The sequence below is a fragment of the Ruania suaedae genome (genome assembly GCF_021049265.1).
In the GTDB taxonomy this organism is placed as follows: Bacteria; Actinomycetota; Actinomycetes; order Actinomycetales; family Beutenbergiaceae; genus Ruania; species Ruania suaedae.
In genome coordinates this window covers 572540-589066 of record NZ_CP088018.1, presented here as the reverse complement: position 1 = coordinate 589066, position 16527 = coordinate 572540, and the positions used below count along the sequence as shown (strand labels likewise).

Annotated in this window: 14 protein-coding genes; 6 read left to right on the top strand and 8 right to left on the bottom strand. The window is 71.6% G+C overall.

The genetic code is table 11. From position 1 onward, the window contains the following. Nucleotides 1-42: 42 nt before the first annotated feature. Complete coding sequence (locus LQF12_RS02700; protein ID WP_231054467.1) at nt 43-537, bottom strand: hypothetical protein; 495 nt, start codon at nt 535-537, stop codon at nt 43-45. Between the two features lie 57 nt (nt 538-594). Further along, entirely contained in the window at nt 595-2304 is a 1710-nt protein-coding gene (locus tag LQF12_RS16395) for a serine/threonine-protein kinase (RefSeq protein ID WP_290370721.1), read from the bottom strand. Between the two features lie 70 nt (nt 2305-2374). Between LQF12_RS16395 and LQF12_RS02690 the strand changes: the two genes are divergently transcribed. The 4 genes from LQF12_RS02690 to LQF12_RS02675 all read left to right on the top strand — a co-directional run bounded on the left by LQF12_RS02690 (nt 2375) and on the right by LQF12_RS02675 (nt 7183). Then, nucleotides 2375-3802 (top strand): alpha,alpha-trehalose-phosphate synthase (UDP-forming), encoded by a 1428-nt coding sequence (locus tag LQF12_RS02690; RefSeq protein ID WP_231054466.1) that lies wholly within the window; start codon nt 2375-2377, stop codon nt 3800-3802. 10 nt (nt 3803-3812) lie between these two features. Beyond that, on the top strand, nt 3813-4601 hold the full coding sequence (otsB, locus tag LQF12_RS02685; RefSeq protein WP_231054465.1) for a trehalose-phosphatase: 789 nt from the start codon (nt 3813-3815) through the stop codon (nt 4599-4601). Nucleotides 4602-4725: 124 nt separating this feature from the next. After that, the gene (locus tag LQF12_RS02680; RefSeq protein WP_231054464.1) at nt 4726-5850 is read left to right on the top strand and encodes an ABC transporter ATP-binding protein; all 1125 of its coding nucleotides are present in this window, start codon (nt 4726-4728) and stop codon (nt 5848-5850) included. 82 nt (nt 5851-5932) lie between these two features. Beyond that, nucleotides 5933-7183 (top strand): DUF4032 domain-containing protein, encoded by a 1251-nt coding sequence (locus LQF12_RS02675; protein WP_231054463.1) that lies wholly within the window; start codon nt 5933-5935, stop codon nt 7181-7183. 28 nt (nt 7184-7211) lie between these two features. Here the strand turns inward: LQF12_RS02675 and LQF12_RS02670 are convergent, their stop codons facing one another. Continuing rightward, nucleotides 7212-9020: a glycoside hydrolase family 2 protein gene (locus LQF12_RS02670; protein ID WP_231054462.1), complete on the bottom strand. Its 1809-nt coding sequence runs from the start codon at nt 9018-9020 to the stop codon at nt 7212-7214. 108 nt (nt 9021-9128) lie between these two features. Here LQF12_RS02670 and LQF12_RS02665 point away from each other — a divergent pair, with 108 nt between their 5' ends. Further along, complete coding sequence (locus LQF12_RS02665; protein WP_231054461.1) at nt 9129-10151, top strand: LacI family DNA-binding transcriptional regulator; 1023 nt, start codon at nt 9129-9131, stop codon at nt 10149-10151. Between the two features lie 3 nt (nt 10152-10154). On the opposite strand, the gene LQF12_RS02660 is transcribed toward LQF12_RS02665, so the two are convergent. The 5 genes from LQF12_RS02660 to cysS form a co-directional block, all read right to left on the bottom strand. After that, a complete protein-coding gene (locus LQF12_RS02660) occupies nt 10155-11231 on the bottom strand; it encodes a Gfo/Idh/MocA family protein (RefSeq protein ID WP_231054460.1) in 1077 nt (358 codons plus the stop codon). Beyond that, the gene (locus tag LQF12_RS02655) at nt 11228-11935 is read right to left on the bottom strand and encodes a ThuA domain-containing protein (protein WP_435531207.1); all 708 of its coding nucleotides are present in this window, start codon (nt 11933-11935) and stop codon (nt 11228-11230) included. The genes LQF12_RS02660 and LQF12_RS02655 overlap by 4 nt, the downstream gene beginning before the upstream one ends. 76 nt (nt 11936-12011) lie before the next feature. After that, complete coding sequence (locus LQF12_RS02650) at nt 12012-13226, bottom strand: hypothetical protein (protein ID WP_231054458.1); 1215 nt, start codon at nt 13224-13226, stop codon at nt 12012-12014. 44 nt (nt 13227-13270) lie between these two features. Further along, a complete protein-coding gene (gene rlmB, locus LQF12_RS02645; protein WP_231054457.1) occupies nt 13271-14245 on the bottom strand; it encodes a 23S rRNA (guanosine(2251)-2'-O)-methyltransferase RlmB in 975 nt (324 codons plus the stop codon). Further along, entirely contained in the window at nt 14235-15668 is a 1434-nt protein-coding gene (cysS, locus tag LQF12_RS02640) for a cysteine--tRNA ligase (protein ID WP_231054456.1), read from the bottom strand. Before cysS ends, rlmB begins: the two co-directional genes overlap by 11 nt. A 112-nt stretch (nt 15669-15780) precedes the next feature. Between cysS and LQF12_RS02635 the strand changes: the two genes are divergently transcribed. Continuing rightward, the gene (locus tag LQF12_RS02635; protein WP_231054455.1) at nt 15781-16506 is read left to right on the top strand and encodes a MerR family transcriptional regulator; all 726 of its coding nucleotides are present in this window, start codon (nt 15781-15783) and stop codon (nt 16504-16506) included. The last annotated feature ends 21 nt before the right edge of the window (nt 16507-16527 follow it).

The following is a 16527-nucleotide window of genomic DNA, read 5'->3' as shown; positions in this document are numbered from 1 at the left end:
GCCGCTGCTGCGACCTGGGAGGTGGGGTGGGGGGTCGGGTGCTCAGGCGAGCACCGGCGGTCCCCGCCGCCAGACCGGCCGCACCTGCAGCACCGCGGGGGCGGGACGGGCGACCCAGGCGCGTGGCTCCTCGTGCGGACGGGTCCGGACGGGCTGCACGCGCTCGGGAAGGGTGCGCAGGGCTGCGAGACCGTCCCGGACCGCAGCGGCCGCCCGGGCGAGCACCACCGCGATCGCGGTGAGACTGACGTGCGCGACCACCAGGGCAGCCATGAGCGCCGCGCAGGCCGAGACGGCGGCTGCCGTGTGCGGTCCGTAGCCGAGAGTGCCGGCCGGGCAGGTGGCCACGCTGCGCATCTGGGCGAGGTTGGCAGCCACGAAACCGGCCACACCCTCGGCGTGGACACAGTTCGCCGGGCGGAGCAGCGCGGTCAGACCCACCGACAGCAGCGACCACAGCCCCACGAGCGCGATCACGACGGCGCCCGTGCCCGCACGCGCACGGCGTGCGGGAGTCACGGGAATCGCTGGGGCCATGGCGCACAGGATACGCGCCCGCACTGACCCGGGGGCCCAGGAATCTGCGAGCAGCGTTCAGAAGAAGTTCATCGGCGGCGGTCCGAACGGCCACCACTGCACGGCGCCATCGCCGAGCACCGTCACCGCGAGCGCGGTCAGCGCCACCGCCAGGGCGATCAGGCCCCAGACCGTGGCCGCAGCGCCGGGGGGCGCGATCACCCGCAGCACCGCCCGCTGCCCCTCCCGGGCGCTGCCGCTGGAGGGTGTCCACCACACCAGTAGCAGGGCGATCGCCACCGCCAGCGGCACCAGCAGCAGAGCCGGGAGCGCAGCCGCCGCCAGCACCCAGACGATCACCACCCCGGCCGTGGCCACCACCGCTCCGGGCAGGGCCAGGAGGAGTCCGAGCACGAGATGCACCGGGAAGGCCGCGGTCGCCCGCGGGAGGTCCCACCGGCCCGGGCCGCGACTGAACCGCCGCTGGCGCAGCGCCCGGGCATCCGAGCCGATCCCGCCGAAGACGGCGACCAGAGCCACGGCACCCAGCAGGACCACCGCGGGATAGAGGCCACCCAGCAGCGACAGCGCCAGCAGCCACGCCACGGACAGCCACGGCCGGGCGGGGGCCGGGAACGACCACGCCGGCCGCTGCGGTAGCCCGTCCGGGCCGAGGGTGTACGGAGCGGGCGAGACGGCCGCGGGCCCTTCCTGCCCAGGGAGGGGGGCTGCGCCGCCGGGCGGGGGCGAGTGCCGGGCGAGGGCGGTCGGCGGGTAATGCTCACGCAGCTGCTGCGGCATCACGGCCGTGTGCTGCGCCGGCTCCGGCGGCGCCTGCCCCGGCGGGATCGACGGAGGCAGCGGGCCGGGCGCCGCCTCGGGCGCCGCCTCGTACCCCTGCACCGACGTGGCGTCCCACCGGTCCACGGGCTCTGCGGTCGCGGCCGGTGCGTCATCGGCGAGCAGAGAGGTCGGCTCCCGGCCCGCGGCGTGGTCACGCAGCGCCTGGCAGACCGAGGTCTGACGCATGCGCCGATCCGGGTCCGGGTGCAGCGCCCGTCGCAGCACCTGAGCCACCCGCGCCGGCAACCCCTCGGTGTCGACCCGGCCGGACTCGACCCGCAGCAGCACTCCCTGACCGTGCCCGAACGGACCCCGGCCGGTGGCGGCGAACACGAGCACCGCCGCCCAGCCCCACCAGTCCCCGACCGCCCCCGGGTCACCGCCGCGCATCACCTGCGGGTCCACGTACCCCGGGGTGCCGGTCACCAGGCCCGTCTGGGTCAGGCGGGGATCGTCGGCGAGCTGGGAGATGCCGAAGTCGATCACCACCGGACCCTCGTCGGTGAGCATGACGTTGCCCGGCTTCAGGTCGCGGTGGACCACGCCGGCGGCGTGGATCGCCTCCAGCGCCGAGGCCAGGCCGTCCGCGAGGTCGGCCAGCTCCTCGGCATCGAGTGGTCCGTGCTCGCGGACCGACTCCTCCAGCGACTGGCCGTCGATGAGCTCGGTGACGATGAACGCCTCGGCGGAGTCCGCCTCGGCGTCCAGCACGCGCGAGACGCGCTCGCCGCGCACGCGGTGCAGCGAGGCGACCTCGCGTCGCAGCCGCTCGCGGGCGGCGTCATCGGCACTGAAGGCCGGGTGCAGCAGCTTGACGGCGACATGGCGGTCCTCGGCGTCCACCGCCTTGTAGACCGTGCCCATGCCGCCCGAACCGAGCACCTCGAGCAGCCGGTAGCCACCGACCTCGCGGATCGGCCGCTGATCCTCGGACCCTGCACCCATGACAGGCAACCTACGCCAACGCCCGGGTAGCCTGGGCGGACGAGCGAGCAGAAGTGGGGTCACCGCAGGAATGCCAGGAACTCATGATTTCGTCGTTGTCGCCAACCGTCTGCCGGCCGACATCCGCGTGGACTCCGAGGGGAACATCACCTCGACACCCGCACCAGGGGGGCTGGTCACCGCCCTCGCGCCGGTGATGCGATCCCAGGATGGTGCCTGGGTCGGCTGGTCGGGTTCGCCCGATCAGCACCTCGATTCCTTCGACACCGACGGGATGCACCTGGTCCCGGTGCCGCTCAGCGAGCAGGAGGTGGAGCGCTACTACGAGGGCTTCTCCAACGCCACCCTGTGGCCGCTCTACCACGACGTGATCGTGGCGCCCGAGTACCACCGCATCTGGTGGAACTCCTACCGCGAGGTCAACCAGCGCTTCGCCGAGGCGGCGGCGGGCACCGCCGAGCGGGGGGCCACGGTCTGGGTGCAGGACTACCAGCTGCAGCTGGTGCCGGAGATGCTGCGCCGCCTGCGCCCGGACGTGCGCATCGGCTTCTTCAACCACATCCCGTTCCCGCCGGTGGAGCTGTTCGGCCAGCTGCCCTGGCGCAAGCAGGTCATCGACGGGCTGCTGGGCGCCGACCTGGTCGGATTCCAGCGCACCGGGGATGCCGCCAACTTCCTGCGCGCTGTCCGCCGCTTCACCGAGCACGGCACCCGGGGCCAGCAGGTGACGATCGGCCCGCACTGGAACCGCCCCGAACGCCACGTGCGCGCCGGCACCTTCGCGATCTCGATCGACTCGGCCAAGGTGGACGAGGCCGCCCGCAGCGAGAAGACGCAGCAGCGCGCCGCCCAGCTGCGTTCCGAGCTCGGGGACCCCGACGTGCTGATGCTCGGCGTGGACCGGCTCGACTACACCAAGGGCATCCGGCACCGGATCAAGGCCTTCGGGGAGCTGGTCGCAGAGAAGAAGCTGACCGTGCCGCGCACCGCACTGGTGCAGGTGGCCAGCCCTAGCCGGGAGCAGGTGGAGCAGTACAAGACCCTGCGTCAGGAGGTGGAGGTGATGGTCGGCCACATCAACGGCGACCACGGCTCCTGGGGCCGCTCAGCCATCTACTACATGCACCACTCCTACCCGTTCGAGGAGATGGTGGCCCTGTACCGGGCGGCCGACGTCATGCTCGTGACCGCGCTACGGGACGGCATGAACCTGGTGGCCAAGGAGTACGTGGCGGCCCGGCCCGATCTCGGTGGCGTCCTGGTGCTGAGCGAGTTCGCCGGCGCCGCGGACGAGCTGGGCCAGGCGCTGCTGATCAACCCCCACGACATCGAGGGCACCAAGGCCGCGATGATGGAGGCGGCGACCATGTCACCGGCAGAGCGGCGCCGGCGCATGCGCACCCTGCGCAAGCGGGTCCTCGAGAACGACGTGCAGGGCTGGGCGGAGAAGTTCCTCTCGGTCCTGCAGAACATGCCCCAGCGCAACAGCCACGTGTGAGGCCGCCCTCATGACCGACTCACTCCCCGGCGCCCTGCGCGCCTTCGCCGCGACACCGCAGGTGCTGGTGGCGCTGGACTTCGACGGCTGCCTGGCCCCGTTCGTGACCGATCCGGCCGACGCCCGCCCCCTCCCGGAGGCGAGCGAGGCGCTGCGCCGCCTCGCGGACTGCGACGGCGTCCAGCTCGCCCTGGTCTCCGGCCGGCCGGTGCAGCAGTTGCGCGACCTCGCTGACCCGCCGCCGGGCACCTGGCTGGTCGGCAGCCACGGCGCCGAGACCGCCGAGCTCGACGAGGCGGGCGAGCTGCACCGGGTGCCGTTCACCCTCGCCGACGACGAGGCGAGCCTCCTGGCGGAGGTGACGGCCGCCGTCGGGAAGATCGCGGAGGCCTACCCGGGGGCGTGGGTGGAGCACAAGCCCGCCGCGGCTGTGCTGCACACCCGCGCGCTCGCCGAGGACCGCGCCGAGGAGGCGCTCGCCGAGGCCTACCGCGGGCCCGGTGGGCAGCCCGGGGTGCACACGATGCGCGGCAACCAGGTGGTCGAGATCGCCGTGGTGGACGTGAACAAGGGGATGGCGATCGAGGACCTGCGCGAGCGCCTCGGCCACGTTGCCGTGCTCTACGCGGGCGATGACGTCACCGACGAGACCGCTCTGGCGGTGCTCGGCGAGGACGACCTCGGGATCAAGGTTGGCGCGGCCGAGACGGTGGCGCGCCACCGCGTGGCCGACGAGCAGGCGATGGCCGGGGCGCTCGCCGATCTCGCGTCGTGGCGGAGGTCACAGCAGCAGGGGTGAACCTGTGTCAGAATGAACGACGGTACCTCCGACCGGCGGTGCCGTGTCAGCGGAGACACTCGCATGGCACTCTTCACAACGGATCGTCCGGCACGTACCTGCCGGTGAAGGGAATGACGCAGTCATGGCAACTGTGACCTATGACCACGCAAGCCGGATCTACCCCGGCACCGAGCGCCCCGCCGTGGACGCCCTCAACCTCGAGGTCGAGGACGGCGAGTTCCTCGTGCTCGTCGGGCCCTCCGGCTGCGGGAAGTCCACCTCGCTGCGCATGCTCGCCGGTCTGGAGGACGTGAACTCCGGTCGCATCCTCATCGGTGACCGCGACGTCACCGACGTCCAGCCCAAGGACCGCGACATCGCGATGGTGTTCCAGAACTACGCGCTGTACCCGCACATGTCCGTGGCCGACAACATGGGCTTCGCGCTCAAGATCGCCGGCAAGCCCAAGGCCGAGATCCGCCAGCGCGTCGAGGAGGCGGCCAAGATCCTCGACCTGAGCGAGTACCTGGACCGCAAGCCGAAGGCCCTCTCCGGTGGTCAGCGTCAGCGTGTGGCCATGGGCCGCGCGATCGTGCGTCAGCCGCAGGTGTTCCTCATGGACGAGCCGCTGTCGAACCTGGACGCGAAGCTGCGTGTGCAGACCCGCACCCAGATCGCCTCGCTGCAGCGCCGCCTGGGCGTCACCACCGTGTACGTGACGCACGACCAGACCGAGGCCCTGACGATGGGTGACCGCATCTGCGTGCTCAAGGACGGCGTCCTGCAGCAGGTCGGCTCCCCGCGCGACATGTACGACACCCCGCAGAACGTCTTCGTCGCCGGCTTCATCGGCTCCCCGGCCATGAACCTCGGTTCCTTCAAGGTCGCCGACGGCAAGGCCAACCTCGGCGGGGCGCACATCCCGCTGACGCGCACCACCCTCGACGCCATCACCGAGGAGGACAAGGGCGAGATCACCCTCGGGTTCCGCCCGGAGGCCACGCACCTCGTCTCCGAGGGCACCGAGGCCTCGTTCGGCATCAAGGTGAACCTGGTCGAGGAGCTCGGCTCCGACGCCTTCGTCTACGGCGAGATGCTCGACAAGGAGGCCTCCGAGCACATCTCCTCCGGTGCCGGTGACGCGCAGGTGATCGTGCGCGTCGAGCCGCGCAACCCCCCGCTGAAGGGTGACACGGTCTACATCAAGATCGAGGACGGCCAGAAGCACCTGTTCTCCTCCGCGACGGGCCAGCGCCTGCCGGAGTGATCTGAGGTACGACACGGGGGCGGGCCACTGCGGTCCGCCCCCGTTTCGTGTGTCCGACGACCGAACCTGAGAGACTGGACCCATGCCGCAGTCCCTGCAGATCACCGCTGCTTCTCCGGATCCCGCCATCCTGGACCTGCCCTGGCACATCGCGCTGGAGGACTGGCCGGCCGAGAACCTGGCCGCCCTCCCCCGCGGTATCTCCCGCCACGTGGTGCGATTCGTGCGCCTGTCCGGCAAGGTGCTGGCCGTCAAGGAGATCGGTGAGTCGGTCGCCCACCGTGAGTACCAGCTGCTGCGGGACCTGCAGAAGCTCGACGTACCCGCGGTCGAACCGGTCGGGGTGATCACCGGCCGCAGCACCCCCGAGGGTGAGGACCTCAACTCGGTGCTGATCACCCAGCACCTGAAGTTCTCCCTCCCCTACCGCGCGCTGTTCAGCCGCTACCTGGCCCCCGACACCGCCACCCGGCTCATCGACGCGCTCGCAGTGCTGCTGGTGCGGCTGCACCTGACCGGCTTCTACTGGGGGGACGTCTCCCTCTCGAACACCCTCTTCCGCCGGGACGCGGGTGAGTTCGCCGCCTACCTGGTCGACGCCGAGACCGGTGACCTGCACGACACCCTCACCGACGGTCAGCGCGAGTACGACCTGGAGATCGCGCGCGTCAACATCATCGGCGAGCTGATGGACCTCGAGGCGGGCGAGCTGCTCGTCGAGGACGTCGACACCGTGGCCGTGGGCGAGATGATCGTCACGCGCTACCGCGAACTGTGGAACGAGCTCCTCGGTGTCGAGGAGTTCGGCGCCGGTGACCGGTGGCGGGTGGCGGCGCGGATCCAGCGCCTGAACCAGCTCGGCTATGACGTCGGTGAGGTGCAGATGACCACCGACATCGACGGCACCACCCTGTCGATCCAACCGAAGGTCGTCGACCCGGGCCACCACCACCGGCGCCTCATGCGCCTGACCGGCCTCGACGTCGAGGAGAACCAGGCGCGCCGTCTCCTCAACGACATGGACACCTACCAGGCCGCGACCGAGCAGCAGAACGAGGACGAGGAGTTCGTCGCCCACGAGTGGCTCTCCGACGTGTTCGAGCCGGCCGTGCGCGCCGTGCCGCGGGACCTGCGCGGCAAGCTGGAACCGGCCGAGATCTACCACGAGGTGCTCGAGCACCGGTGGTTCATGGCCCAGGAGGCCGGGCACGACATCCCGATGAGCGAGGTCGTCCCCCACTACGTCGACACGGTGCTGCGCCACCGCCCGGACGAGGAGGCGGTGCTCGGCCTGGACACCGCGACCCTGCGGGCGCTCGGCGAGGACGTCTAGCCCCCGCCGCGCGCCCGCCGCCGTCGTCCTACCCCTGCGTCTCGAACGCGGCCGCGCGCTCCTGCACCGCCCGCACCCGGGACACGTCCAGCTTCTCGGACCGGTCGAAGCGGTAGATCCCGTTCTCCTCCTGGAAGACGTCGGTGAGCTGGGTGTAGCAGTAGCCGAACATCTCCGGATCGTCCAGCAGGGCGTCCGTCAGGCCGGCGAAGCGCTGATGGAACTCCTCCTCGTCCCGCACGCGGTCCCCGTACCCCCAGGAGTCGTCGCGACGGGTACCGCTGGCCTCCGCCGCCCGCTCCGGGTTCCACCAGATGCCGCCGTACTCGCTCACGAAGAACGGCTGGCCGTTGTAGGGCTGGGAGATGGTGCGCCCGTCGCTGGTGTTGGTGTCGGCCTCCTCACGGCTGAGCCCGCCGACCTTCTGTGCGAACGCCGCCGGGTCCTGCTCGTAGTTGTGGGAGTCCCAGACGTCGGTCTCCAGCACCCGGTGGGAGTACCCGGAGGCATCCAGCACCGGCCGGGTGGTGTCCATCGCCTTGGTCGCCAGGAACATCCCGCGGGTGACGTCGTCGAGCTGGGTGATCCGGTCGTGCAGGCGCTGGTAGGTCTCGTTCAGCGGGCACCAGCCGATGATCGAGGGGTGGGAGTAGTCCCGCTCCACCGCCTCCAGCCACTGGGTGATGAACGAGGCCGTGGGCTGCTGGTGGTCACCCGGTGTGCCGTGGCCACCAGCACCCCAGTCGCCGAACTCGCCCCAGACCAGGTAGCCGAGCCGGTCCGCGTGGTAGAGGAAGCGCTCCTCGAACACCTTCTGGTGCAGCCGGGCACCGTTGAAGCCGGCGGCGAGGGAGAGCTCGATGTCGCGCACCAGGGCCGCGTCGCTGGGCGCCGTCATCAGGCTCTCGGCCCAGTAACCCTGGTCGAGCACAAGACGCTGGAAGACGGGCTTGCCGTTGAGGAGGAACTTGCGCCCGGTGATGCTCACCGACCGCAGACCCGCATAGCTGGTGACCTCATCCAGCACGGTCTCGCCGTCGAGCAGCACGATGTCGACGTCATACAGGTGCGGGTCCCCGGGCTGCCACAGTCGCACCCGGTCGGCGGGCAGGGTCAGCACCGCCGTGGGCGCCAGATCAGCGTGCGCCGCCACCTCGTCGGTGGCCACCACGCCGCCGGCGTCGCGCACCTGCACGCGCACCCGCTGGCCGGGCCGGTTCGCGGTCAGCGGCACGCTCACGTGGAACCGCCCGCCCGCCACGTCCGGGGTGATCCGGGGCCGGCGGATCGCCACCTCCGGCACGCCTTCGAGCCAGACGCTCTGCCAGATCCCGGTGGTGCGGGTGTAGTGGCAGTCGGTGTTGGCATAGCGCGTGGCCTGCTTGCCGCGTGCCTGCGGGCCGCGGCGTGGGTCGCGCGCTCGGACGGTCACGGTCACGGTCTGGCCGGCCGTGGCCAGCCCGGTCAGGTCGGCGGTGAAGGACGTGAAGCCGCCGCGATGACGCACCACCTCGGTACCATCCACCCACACGGTCGCGTCGTGGTCCACCGCAGCGAAGTGCAGCTGCGGCCGCAGACCGGTCCACCCGGCCGGGATCGTCACCTCGCGCCGGTACCAGACGGCCTCGTGGAAGTCGACGTCCCCGATCCCGGAGAGCTCGGACTCGGGAGCGAACGGCACGGTGATCGAGCCACTCAGCGGTCGCTCGAGCAGACCACGCTCCAGCCCGGAGTCACCCGGATCGAACTCGAAGTCCCAGGTGCCGTTCAGCGTTTCCCAGGTGTCTCGGACGAACTGCGGGCGGGGGTGCTCGGGACGCGGAGCGTCGGTGCTCATGTGATGGCCTTCTCGATCGGAGGAACGCAAATTCTCACGTTGTAATGATGTCTCCGTTACGGTAGGCCGCGAGCAGACCGACCGTCAAGCACCATCGAGAGGGGCCAGGTGCCCGACCAGCCCGATCAGCAGCGCCCGCCCACCATCAAGGACGTGGCCGAGCGCGCCGGTGTGTCATGGAAGACCGTCTCGAATGTGATGAACGGCGGTGTCAACGTCCGCCCGCACACCCGCCTCCGGGTGGAGGAGGCGATCGCCGAGCTCGGCTACCGCCGCAGCCCGGCCGGCCGCCAGCTCCGGTACGGGCGCTCGTTCATCATCGCCCTGGCCGTTCCCGAACTCACCACCCCGTACTTCGCCGACCTCGCACACGAGGTGCTCGCCCACGCCGGGATGCGCGGCTACACCGCCCTGATCACCGAGACGCGCGGCCTGGAGGCCGGGGAACGGGCGGCGCTACGCGGTTTCGACACCCAGGTGGCCGACGGCGTCATCCTCAGTCCGCTCTCCCTCGACGGGGCCGACGTGGTCGGCGCCCGCGCCCACGTGCCGCTGGTGCTGCTCGGTGAGCGCGTCGCCGGATCGGCGCTGGACCACGTCATCTACGACAACCGCAGCGCTGCCCGCACGGCCACCGAGCACGTTCTCGCCCGTGGTGCGCGGCGCCCGCTCTTCCTCGGCGCCGATCCGCGGCACCGGTTCGGCACCGGCTGGCTACGCGCGGAGGGCTTCCTGGACGCGCTCGGACTGGCGACCGACGACGCCGCTCCCGTGGTGCCCACCCAGCGCTACAGCCGGGAGGAGGGCGCTCGCACCGTGGCGGACCTGCTGGCCCAGGGGCGCGACTTCGACGCGCTCGTCTGCGCGAGCGACCTGATCGCCGTCGGCGCTCTGCACGCGCTCCGGGAGGCCGGGGTGAACGTCCCGGAGCAGGTGCAGGTCACCGGGTGGGACGGGATCGACGAAGGGCGCTTCACCTGGCGGCCACTGACCACCATCGACCTGGACGTGCGCGCCGTGGCACGGCACGCCGTCGACCTGGTGATCGCCCGGATCGAGGGCTCCCATGAGTCCCCCGCCGAGCTCGTGGTCGCCCATCACCTCCTGCACCGCGGCAGCACCCGCCCCTGAGAGTCAGGACCGGGTCAGCGGCACCGGAGCCGGTCGCTGCACCCGGGAGGAGATCGGGACCGCGCGGCCCGTCTCGGCAGAGGTGAGCATGCCCTCCATCACCTCGAGCACGTGCAGCGCGAGCTCGCCGGAGGCCCGCACCCCCGCCTCGTCACCCGCCGTCATCATGTCCACGACGCCGATCCCCCGCCCGCCGGGGATGTCCCCGGCCGAGGGCTCCAGCACCACCCACTCCGGCGAACCCTGCGCACGCAGCCGGACGTCGCCGTCGAAGCGGTTGGGGTCGGGCACGCTCAGCGAGCCTTTCGTGCCGTGCACCTCGATCTTCGGGGCCTCCGTGCCGGCCGTGTCGAAGCTCATGACCACGGTGGAGATCGCACCGCCGGCATGGGTGAGGATGCCGGTCACGTGCGTGGCCACGTCCACCGGCACGCTCTGGCCGGCTCGTGCGCCGGAGCCGATGGTGCGGGTCTCGTGCGCCGCACCGGCCACCCCGACGGCGGAGGCCACCTCCCCGAGCATGGTCACCAACGTGGTCAGGTAGTACGGCCCCATGTCCAGCAGCGGCCCGCCACCGGCCTGGTAGTAGAAGTCGGGGTTCGGGTGCCAGGACTCGTGTCCCGGGCAGGCGAAGGTGGCCGTCGCCGAGGTGGGGATCCCGACCCGGCCGGCGTCGACGGCGGCCCGTGCGGTCTGGATCCCCGCACCCAGCACCGTGTCCGGCGCCCCGCCGACGCGCACGCCCGCCGCACGCGCGGCCTCCAGCACCCCGAACGCGTCGGTGGCCGTGGCGGCCAGCGGCTTCTCGGTGTACACGGGCTTCCCGGCCGCGATGGCGGCGTGGGCCACCTCGGCGTGCGCAGCGGGGATGGTCAGGTTGAGCACGACGTCCACCTCGGGATCGCTGACCAGCGCTTCCACGCTCAGCGCGCGGGCGCCCACCTGAGCAGCGACCTCCTCGGCGCGGGCGGCGTCCAGGTCCGCGACCGCCGTCACCTGGGCCTGCGGGAGCCGGTCGAAGGTGGCGAGGTACTGGTCGAGGATCTTGCCCAGGCCCACGATGCCGATGCGTACCGTCATCGCGCCGCCCACAGCAGTCCCCGCTCGACGATCGTGCGCACGCTCGGGTGCTCGAGCACATCCACCGAGTGCCCGGGGGTGGCCACGAAGACCCGGCCGTAGCCCCAGTGGCGGGTCCACACCGCGGGGCAGGTGACCTCGCGATGCCATGGCTGGTCCTCGCGTGCGGGGTGGGTGGTGGTGGCGTGCACGTCGATGAGGTCGTCGGTGAGGACCCAGTACTGCTCGGTGTCAAGGTCGAAGTCGCCGATGCCGGCGACGATCTCGTGGTCGGAGGTGATGTGCACCCGGTGCTGGAGGTAGTTGTCGCGAGCCTGGCCCACGCGCTGCTCGGCGGGGCGCGAGGGATGGGTGGCGAACTGGCCGCCCACCAGGTGCAGGTAGTCGTTGGTGGCGCGGAAGGAGTCGGCGATCCCGCCGTGCCAGCCGGCGAACCCGGTGCCCGAGGCGACGGCCCCGGCGAGACCGGAGAACTGCTCCTTCTCGATCGTCCCCATCGTCCAGCACTGCACGATCAGGTCCGTCGCGGCCATGGTCTCGGCGTCGGCGTAGACCTCGAGCGAGTCGTGCACGGCCACCTCGAAACCGTGCTCACGCAGGAACGGCAGGAACATCTCGGTCGCCTCGACCGGTGAATGACCCTCCCAGCCACCTCGTACCACCAAGGCCCGGCGTGCGGGCGTGTCGTGCGTCGTCACAGCCATCCTCGTCCTCGAAGGTCCGGGTCATCGACAGTCTAGATATGGTGCGCCGAACAACCAACCAGCGGTCTGCCCGGGCTCAGCGCGCGCCGCGCACGCGCGGCCACACCGCTGCCACCACATTGGCCGCGGCACCACCCCAGAGGATCCCGGCGGTGACCTTGCCCGTGGTCGCCCATCCGGGGCGCGTTCCCGGCCGCGCCGCACGGCGCCAGATCAGGGTCCCGACCGCGACGTCGACGGCAGCGGCGACATAGGGCGCCCAGGTGCGCACGGGCTCCTCCGCCGCTTCCGCGAACGCCGTCATCCCGGTCCGGGCATCCTCGGCCGCCTGCTGGGCCCGACGGCGCGCGTCCTCACGTGCTTGCTGGGCCGCCCTCCGGGCGTCCTCGGCCGCCACGTGCGCGCGGCGCCGCACCAGCTCGGCGATGGGCACCGGCGCGATCTGCTCGACACCCTCGACGTCTGCGGCCGCGACGTCACCCTCGAGGAACCGTGCCAGTGCGCCTGCCGCCGCACCGGTCTCGAGCGCGGCGAGCACCTCCTCGAAGTTCACGTCACCCCCGAGCGCGGCGCGCAGCCGCGCGCGGTCGACGCCGGGCCAGGTGCGGCTGACGGCCTCGAGCAGCGCCCCCTGTCCGAGAAGCTCATCGGCGAAGGATTCCGCGACGCGTCCGTCCGGGATCGTCGCCCGTTCCAGGCCCCAGACGTGCTGACCCTCGGTCTCGCCCAGCACCGTCAGCGCAGCGCGGACCGTGCGACGCTCGAGAACGATCGCGGGAAGGCGGGCGCCGCGTAGGCCGAGCTCATCGATCGTGGCCACGTCCTCGACCAGCGCGGCGGACCGGTTCGGGAGAGCCAGCGCGTCGAGGGTCGTACCGGCGTCGGTCGCCAGGTCCTCGAGTGCCTCCCCGGTGGCCGGGGTGAGCACGACGGCTCGCTCGGTCACGGAGGCGATCTCCAGATGCGGCTCGAACGGGTCGTCCTCGCGCTCCTCGCAGGTGGCGATCAGGTCGCCGAACTGGGCCCTGCCCCGGCACTCAGTCGCCAGCGCCTCGACGAGCTCGGCCAGCGGCGGCCCGGCGATGACACCGGCGAGCGACTCGTCCAGGACGGCTACCCGCGACTGCTCATCCACGGCGACGGTGATCGAGACGACGGTCGGTTCCTCCGGGTCCGCTTCCAGGATCGCCACCACCAGGGCCCCGTCAAGGAACCCGGCCGCACGCAGCACCTGCTGCTCCGGGGCCAGGATCTGTCCCTGACAACGCTGCCACGAGGTCGACGTGCTCATCCCCAGAGCCTACCGACCACTCTCGCGAGCGCAGTGCAGATCACTCAGCGGCGCTCGGCGCGCCGTTGTGCGATCTCGTACAGCGCAATCCCGACGGCGGTGCCTGCGTTGAGGGACTCGGTCGAGGCCGCCATGGGGATGGAGACCACCATGTCGCAGGTCTCCTGCACGAGACGGCTCAGGCCCTTGCCCTCCGAGCCGAGCACGACCACCAGGGGGTCGGTGGCCAGCTCCAGATCCCCGACGCGGGTCTCGCCCCCACCGTCGAGACCGACCACGAAGCACCCGGCCTTCTTGTAGTCCTGCAACGCACGGACCAGGTTGGTCGCGCGTGCTACCGGCACCCGGGCTGCCGCACCGGCGGAGACCTTCCACGCCGTGGCCGTCACGCCGGCGGAGCGGCGGGCGGGGACGACCAGGCCGTCCACCCCGAAGGCTCCGGCCGAGCGCAGCGTGGCGCCGAGGTTGCGCGGGTCGGTGATTCCGTCGAGCGCGACGATCAACGGCGCGCCACCGCGACCGGCGGCGGCATCGAGCAGGTCGTCGGGCTCGGCATAGTCGTAGGCGGGCACCTCCAGGGCCACTCCTTGGTGGACCGCCCGGTCGGTGAGGGCATCCAGCTCGGGCTTGCGCACCTCCTTGACCGGCAGGCTGCGCGCGGCGACCGCCGCCACGATCTCGCGGGTGCGGTCGTCGGCGTCGATCCCGGTCGCGAGGTAGACCGCGCTGACGGGGATCTGGGCACGCAGAGCCTCCACCACGGAGTTGCGCCCCACGACGAGCTCGTGGCTCTTGGCCACCCGCTGGCCGCCCCGGCTCGGCGCCCCGCCGCGCTTCTGCGCTTCGCGATCGGCCGCCGCCTTGCGCTTGTGGGCAGGGTGATAGGGCCGGTCCTCGGCCTTGGGCGTGGGTCCCTTGCCCTCGAGCGCCTTGCGGCGGTGCCCACCGGTGCCGACCTGGGCACCCTTCTTGGAGCCGGACTTGCGCACGGCTCCCTGACGCTTGGAGTTACCGGCCACCTGGGGCCTCCTTCACGCTCCACCGGACACTGCCGGCGGAGTCTTCGACGACGATTCCCGCCTCGGCGAGGCGGTCGCGCAACGCATCGGCGCGCGCGTAGTCCTTGGCGGCGCGGGCCTGCGCCCGTTCGGTGAGCACCGCCTGGACCAGGACGGACAGGGCGTGGTGGGCTGCGTCGTCGTGGGCGGCCTCCCCGGCCCACGGCTCGGCAAGCGGATCCAGACCCAGCACGGACAGCATCGCACGAACAGCCAGCCCGTGCGTGCGTACGTCATCGGCCTCGCCTGTGCCGGCCAGGAGGGTGTTGCCGCGGCGTACGTGCTCGTGGACGACCGCCAACGCCGCGGAGACGTTGAGGTCGTCGTCGAGGGCGGCGGCGAATGCCTCGGGCAGTGGAGCTTCGGCCACCTCGGACTCGGAGGCGACGCCGGCGAATTCGCCGGCGCGGGTGACGAACTGGCTGATCCGCTCCCATGCGGCGGCGGACTCGGCCAGCGTGTCCTCCGAGAACTCCAGCGTGGAGCGGTAGTGCACGCCGCCGAGGGCGTAGCGCAGCACCACCGGCGTGGTGCGCTCCAGCACCGCCTCCACCGTCAGGGAGTTGCCGAGCGACTTGCTCATCTTCTCTCCGCCGACCGTCACCCAAGCGTTGTGCATCCACACCTGGGTGAAGTCCCATCCGGCGGCCCGGGACTGGGCGAGCTCGTTCTCGTGGTGCGGGAAGCGCAGGTCGATGCCCCCGCCATGGATGTCGAAGCCCTCACCGAGGTACTTGCGGGCCATCGCCGAGCACTCCAGGTGCCAACCGGGGCGCCCGGTCCCCCACGGAGTGGGCCAGGCGGCGCCGTCGGGGTCGGTGGCCTTCGACGCCTTCCAGAGCGCGAAGTCGCGCGGGTCGCGCTTGTCGGAGGCTTCATCCTCCTCGGCGCTGAGGTTCTCCAGCAGCTGGTGGGTGAGCGCCCCGTACTCGCTCCAGGAGCGCACATCGAAGTAGACGTTGCCCTCCGCACCGGTGTAGGCGTGTCCGCGTTCGATCAGCCGCTCGATCAGCCCGACCATCTCCGGCACGTGGCCGGTGGCGCGGGGCTCGTAGGTGGGCGGCAGCACCCCGAGCGCGGCGTAGGCGGCGGCGAAGGCCCGCTCGAACCGGTGTGCCCAGGCCCACCACGGGACGTCCGCCTCGCCGGACTTGGTGAGGATCTTGTCGTCGATGTCGGTGACGTTGCGCACGAGGGTCACCGCGAGGCCCTGGCGCTGCAGCCAGCGCACCAGGATGTCGAAGGCGATAGCCGAGCGCAGATGCCCGATGTGGGGAGCGCCCTGGACGGTGGCACCGCACAGGTAGATCCCCACGTGGCCCGGTCGGCGGGGCGTGAGGTCGCGAACCTCGCGCGTGGCGGAATCATGCAGGCGGACAGTCACCCGGCGAGTTTAGCGGCCATGGGGACGCGGGCACTTGCACCTCACGCGGCGTGAGGTCCTAGCGTCCTTCTCACCGGCGCAGAGAGCGCCGGTGAGGGCGGAGGAGGAATCGATGGAGCAGGACGGGAGCTGGAAGGTCGGCGGGCTCGCGCGAGCCACCGGCCTGACGGTGCGCACGCTGCACCACTGGGACGATCTCGGGCTCGTGGTGCCGACGGCCCGGACCACGGCTGGCCACCGGCTCTACACCGGGTCTGACGTGGAGCGGGTATACCACGTGCTCACGCTGCGACGCCTCGGGGTCGACCTGGCCACGGTGCGGACGTTGCTCGACGGCGCGGCCGAGGTCGGCGAGGTGCTCACCAGCCATCTCGCCGCGGTGGACGAGCAGATCGCCGCACTGCGCCGGCTCCGGGACGGACTGGCCGCGACTCTCGCTGCTGGATCCGGACGATCCTCCGACGACCTCTTGGACGTCATCAGGAAGGTGATCATCGTGGACGAGACCGTCCAGAAGTACTTCAGCCCAGAGCAGCTCAGTGCGCTCGCCGAGCGGAAGGACACCGACGCTGAGCGGATCGCCGGCGTCGAGGCCGCCTGGCCGGATCTCATCAGCCGGGTCCAGCGGGCGATCGACGCCGGAGTCGACCCGGCGAGTGAGGACGGGCGTGCCCTCGGGCGTGAGTGGCAGGCGCTGCTGCACGAGTTCCACCAGGGTGATGCGCAGCTGCGTGAGTCGCTCTACTCGATGCAGCAGGACAATGCCGAGGCCATCCGTCGTGACTACGGTGGCCCGAGCGCCGAGCAGATCGAGTTCATCACGCGCGCGAGCGCCTGAGAGCCCGGAAGGCTCTCGGGT

Coding starts and splice junctions, on each gene's coding strand:
- LQF12_RS02700 (WP_231054467.1), bottom strand. CDS start 537: ATGGCCCCAGCGATTCCCGTGACTCCCGCACGCCGTGCGCGTGCGGGC.
- LQF12_RS16395 (WP_290370721.1), bottom strand. CDS start 2,304: ATGGGTGCAGGGTCCGAGGATCAGCGGCCGATCCGCGAGGTCGGTGGC.
- LQF12_RS02690 (WP_231054466.1), top strand. CDS start 2,375: ATGCCAGGAACTCATGATTTCGTCGTTGTCGCCAACCGTCTGCCGGCC.
- otsB (WP_231054465.1), top strand. CDS start 3,813: ATGACCGACTCACTCCCCGGCGCCCTGCGCGCCTTCGCCGCGACACCG.
- LQF12_RS02680 (WP_231054464.1), top strand. CDS start 4,726: ATGGCAACTGTGACCTATGACCACGCAAGCCGGATCTACCCCGGCACC.
- LQF12_RS02675 (WP_231054463.1), top strand. CDS start 5,933: ATGCCGCAGTCCCTGCAGATCACCGCTGCTTCTCCGGATCCCGCCATC.
- LQF12_RS02670 (WP_231054462.1), bottom strand. CDS start 9,020: ATGAGCACCGACGCTCCGCGTCCCGAGCACCCCCGCCCGCAGTTCGTC.
- LQF12_RS02660 (WP_231054460.1), bottom strand. CDS start 11,231: ATGACGGTACGCATCGGCATCGTGGGCCTGGGCAAGATCCTCGACCAG.
- LQF12_RS02655 (WP_435531207.1), bottom strand. CDS start 11,935: ATGGCTGTGACGACGCACGACACGCCCGCACGCCGGGCCTTGGTGGTA.
- LQF12_RS02650 (WP_231054458.1), bottom strand. CDS start 13,226: ATGAGCACGTCGACCTCGTGGCAGCGTTGTCAGGGACAGATCCTGGCC.
- LQF12_RS02635 (WP_231054455.1), top strand. CDS start 15,781: ATGGAGCAGGACGGGAGCTGGAAGGTCGGCGGGCTCGCGCGAGCCACC.